Origin of the sequence: Paraburkholderia ginsengisoli NBRC 100965 (assembly GCF_000739735.1) — a bacterium.
Classification (GTDB): domain Bacteria; phylum Pseudomonadota; class Gammaproteobacteria; order Burkholderiales; family Burkholderiaceae; genus Paraburkholderia; species Paraburkholderia ginsengisoli.
This window is the reverse complement of record NZ_BBJF01000037.1, coordinates 1-3868: the sequence shown is the minus strand read 5'-3', so window position 1 is coordinate 3868 and position 3868 is coordinate 1. Positions and strand designations below refer to the sequence as shown.

Genomic DNA, 3868 nt, shown 5'->3' with positions numbered 1-3868 from the left:
GTTCTGAATCATCAGCCCTACGCTCAGGTGGTCATTCCACCGCACGAAACGGCGGTGCTCTCGACCGCTGGTGATACTCAGCGAGACCACCATATTCAGGTCATTGCACAACAGGGCCGCCGCGCCTGGCAGCGCACCAGTGGCTACAATCTGCGCAATTATGCCGAGCTTGCGATGCTGCGCTACAAGCGCATTTTCGGCAGCACCATGAAGGCGCCCTGTCTGTCAGATCGAACGAAAAAAACTCGCGCCAACGGGGGATCTTCATATAGATGGCCCTGGCCTTTCTTTCGGACTTTCACAATTCTTGAAAAATACCCCCTGCGGATTTGCAGTTGTTCACCTTTAAGTCGACTCAGCACACGTATCATTTCGTCGGACCTCTTTTCCGGGGCAAACGTGAAAATCCCGCGCGATCTGTCGACGGCGACGGGTTCAATTGTCGCAGCATCCGATCACGGGACGCCACCGCCCTCATGGCGCGCGGATGCCGAGTCGATTTGCCGGAAGCCGGGACGTTCGATCCCGTTGACATTCAAACATTGTTCGAAAAAAAGAATTATGAACAGGGTCATTCGCGGCTACATTGAGCAGAAAGCACTTGATCTGCGAGCTGCAGTCTTGCGTACTGGCCAGAACAAAAGGAAATCCGGCAACTGTATGAACGGATCGCAGGAATCGAGTGCCGATGATGATGGCTACCTGCGTGATCTGCTACGCGCTCTTGGTCACGATGCACACCGAAGCAATGGCAATTAGAAAGTAGCTAGCCCCATTTCAGGAATGGAGAGACAGATGCTGCGCATGCGTAGCCTACGTGTGACCGAAATGTTTGCCGATGCTGAAATGTGTGCCGACTACTGCGATCAAACCGGTCAGCTTCGAATCCTGCAGAATGATGTTCTGATGCGTGAGTGGTTTCCACCGAATTCCTGGATCGCCATCGCCTCGGTCGCTGGTGCCCGCAGCTGGGGAACACGTCCGGATTTGAATGAGCTTCGAGAATTGCTTGCAAACCAAACCTCGCTGCTGCGTAAAAGGACGTCGTCCGGCGTTAATGATTGGAAGGCCTGACCGTGCAAGGTCCTCCCCTGCGCCCCCCCCCCCGCAGCCTGTGGAATTCATTCGGCAGACCCGTTTCCGTTAAAAATGCATAGTTGCGGCCGCAGCGGGAGATCCTTACCCTTCCGGACAAAGCCCCTGGTGTCACTCGCCGATCACTCCGTATCGCACAGTCTGGTCTTCCGAGACGGGCGAGCGGGCGACCATACAGAGTTCTATGAACCGGCGATTCGCCGCGTCGTATCCCTGCAGGATCGTCTGCGACCATACCGGTGTGCCCGCATCCTCGGCGGCTTCCTCTGCGGTGACAAGCACGTAGACGTGCCGCTTGCCGGCGTTCGCTTTCCTCACCGCGCGTCTCGCGACGCATTCGGTCAGTACGGTCTGAACGTTCGCTATCGCACCGTTCACCCGCCGGGCGATGTCATGCAACGTGCACCGCTCGGCGGGCTTCATGCTCGCCAGGACATTCTCTGCCGTTATCATCACGTGTTTTTCTGCTTTCCTCATCACTACCTTCACTCATGCGTTTGTTGTACTAATCATACTCGCCTGGGCCGGGCGCATCTGAGCGCGGCGGACTGCGAACAACAGAAGGGACACCTGCAAGAACGCACAGGAACAGATGAGGCCCTGACGAGCAGACTCATTTTATGAGGTGAAACGGGATGGAGCAATCCAAGATTGCCGAATACGCTGTCGAAGCAACGCTACCCCGTGTCAATGAATGTGGGGATTGGCGACTACCGGACTACTCGTCAGAGGGTGGCATACGCTCGTTCCCGAAAAGAATCAACTCCGGTCAGCAATAGGGGATAGCGGTGAAGCTGGACGGTTACGTCATAGACGATTGCGCTGCTTCAAGTTCTGGTAGATTTATTGCTGCGCGGTACAAATACAAAGACCGCGAATTATATCGTCGAGGTACGTCATGGAAGTTATTGATCGCGCGCCCGCCGTCTCGCCGGACGGACGCACCGTGGTTTTCATGCTGTCGATTCGCGGCCGCGAGGTCGAAGGCGCAATTGCGCGTGACGCGCTCGAAGAGCTCTTCTGGTTACCGCGTAGCGCCGACCAGGCGCGTACGCTCAAAGCATTCGAAAACGGCCGCAATCGCATCGTCGCGGTCGCGCAAAGAAAATCACTGGCGCGACCAGATGAGTCGTTGTGGCTGACCGTGAACGACTTTCTGACCAGGTGACCGGCGGTTGCCTGACGGTTGGTTGACAGGAGAGCGGGGCGCTGAGAAATACTACATGGTTGGGTCAGGAAGATCGGGACGTAATTCCGCCTCAATCTGATCAATGGTGGGCAAATCCGTCTCCAGTGATTGCGGCACCTCGCGCATAAAGTGGTACTCAGCGACACCCATTGGCTTGGCTACGCCGCGCAACGCATATTCCGCCACGAGCCGGTTCTTTTCCTTGCAGAGCAGCAGACCGATGGTCGGCTGGTCTTCCTGCGTCTTGACCTGCGCATCGATAGCTGAAAGGTAGAAGTTCAACTGGCCCGCGTACTCGGGCTTGAACGGTGTCGTTTTCAGTTCGACCACGACATAGCAACGCAGTTTGAGATGGTAGAAAAGTAAATCGATGAAAAACTCGTCGCCGCCTACCTCCAGCCGGTACTGACGCCCTACGAAAGCGAACCCTGCGCCCAGTTCGAGCAGGAAACGCGTGATGTGCTGGGTGAGCGCACGCTCGATGTCACGCTCCTGTGCGCTCTCAGTCAGGCCAAGGAAGTCAAAGATATAAGGATCCTTGAGTACCTCGCGCGCGAGATCCGATTGCGCTGGCGGCAGCCGGTCGGCGAAATTCGTCACTGCCTTCCCGGTACGAGCATGGGCGGCCGTTTCGATCTGCATGGTCAGCACACTGCGTGACCAGCCGTGCTCAAGCGATTTTTCCGCATACCAAAGCCGCTGCGCGGGGTCGTCCAGCTTGTCGAGCAGCGTCACTACGTGCGACCACGGTAATTGTGCAACGGGTTGTTGCACAAATTCCGGCTGCGGAAAGGCGTGCGCGAGCGCACGCATGTACTTGAGGTTACGCGGTGAGAAGCCGCGCATGTCAGGAAATGCCGCCTTGAGATCGCGCGCGAGCCGGTCGACAACGCCCGCACCCCAGCCTTGTTTCTGCTGTCTGTCAAGAATGTCGCGGCCGATCTGCCAGTACAGTGCGACCAGTTCGCGATTGACGCTGGCCACGGCGCGTTGCCGCGCTTGCTCGACGCGCTGCTTGAGTTCGGCGAACCAGTGACGATAGTCCTCAGCCCACACGGGAGTATCCGGATCTTTGGTCATGCGTCTAGTCTGTGGGCGCCGATGATTACGCTCGGAACGGAATTATCTTGGTGAAAGCGACAGTCGACAAGCACAAACCGGTGAAGTCGCCTCGAGTATAGCATCGTGCCCCGTTAAAACTGTTGATAAATTATGTTATGTCAAATGTAACGTGGCGCAGGGGTTTTGGACGCTGCGTAGTGTGGTGGGCGTTTAAAATGATGGACGACCGCCTTCGGCGGCGGTCCCCTGAGAGCGAACCGGCGTTCCCCAACAATGAAAAGACCAGCACCAGCACGACAGACAATCGAGCAGCGGATCGGGGTCCGCCGCACAGACAACGACCGTCGCCGGCATCTAGCTTACCTTCGGTACAAGCGGTCGGCTTCACGGGCATCACCAATCCGCGGCCCGTTTGATTCGAAATCGCGTCGTGAAATCGTTCAAGTGCCTGAGGTGCTGGACCTTGGCCAGAATCGACAGGCGACGCTGGCTCTTGCTCGCACCTGTCGTGATAATTGTGGC

At 56.9% G+C, this 3868-nt stretch carries 4 protein-coding genes and 1 pseudogene; 3 read left to right on the top strand and 2 right to left on the bottom strand.

Annotated elements, in window-relative coordinates:
* Both BGI01S_RS30715 and BGI01S_RS28720 read left to right on the top strand, forming a co-directional pair.
* A pseudogene (locus BGI01S_RS30715) lies at positions 1-759 on the top strand (hypothetical protein); the annotation flags it as partial.
* A 36-nt stretch (positions 760-795) separates the two neighbouring features.
* On the top strand, positions 796-1074 hold the full coding sequence (locus BGI01S_RS28720) for a hypothetical protein (RefSeq protein WP_042329809.1): 279 nt from the start codon (positions 796-798) through the stop codon (positions 1072-1074).
* 132 nt (positions 1075-1206) lie between these two features.
* Here BGI01S_RS28720 and BGI01S_RS28715 read toward each other — a convergent pair whose 3' ends face one another.
* Positions 1207-1572, bottom strand: coding sequence for a hypothetical protein (locus BGI01S_RS28715; protein ID WP_042329808.1), 366 nt, complete (start codon positions 1570-1572; stop codon positions 1207-1209).
* 421 nt (positions 1573-1993) lie between these two features.
* On the opposite strand from BGI01S_RS28715, the gene BGI01S_RS28710 reads away from it, so the two are divergent.
* The gene (locus BGI01S_RS28710) at positions 1994-2263 is read left to right on the top strand and encodes a DUF1488 family protein (RefSeq protein ID WP_042329807.1); all 270 of its coding nucleotides are present in this window, start codon (positions 1994-1996) and stop codon (positions 2261-2263) included.
* A gap of 51 nt (positions 2264-2314) precedes the next feature.
* Here BGI01S_RS28710 and BGI01S_RS28705 read toward each other — a convergent pair whose 3' ends face one another.
* A complete protein-coding gene (locus BGI01S_RS28705; RefSeq protein ID WP_042329806.1) occupies positions 2315-3364 on the bottom strand; it encodes a PDDEXK nuclease domain-containing protein in 1050 nt (349 codons plus the stop codon).
* Between the last annotated feature and the right edge of the window lie 504 nt (positions 3365-3868).

Excerpts from the sequence above, each read along its gene's own strand:
- BGI01S_RS28720 (WP_042329809.1), top strand. The coding sequence starts at position 796 with ATGCTGCGCATGCGTAGCCTACGTGTGACCGAAATGTTTGCCGATGCT.
- BGI01S_RS28715 (WP_042329808.1), bottom strand. The coding sequence starts at position 1,572 with ATGAGGAAAGCAGAAAAACACGTGATGATAACGGCAGAGAATGTCCTG.
- BGI01S_RS28710 (WP_042329807.1), top strand. The coding sequence starts at position 1,994 with ATGGAAGTTATTGATCGCGCGCCCGCCGTCTCGCCGGACGGACGCACC.
- BGI01S_RS28705 (WP_042329806.1), bottom strand. The coding sequence starts at position 3,364 with ATGACCAAAGATCCGGATACTCCCGTGTGGGCTGAGGACTATCGTCAC.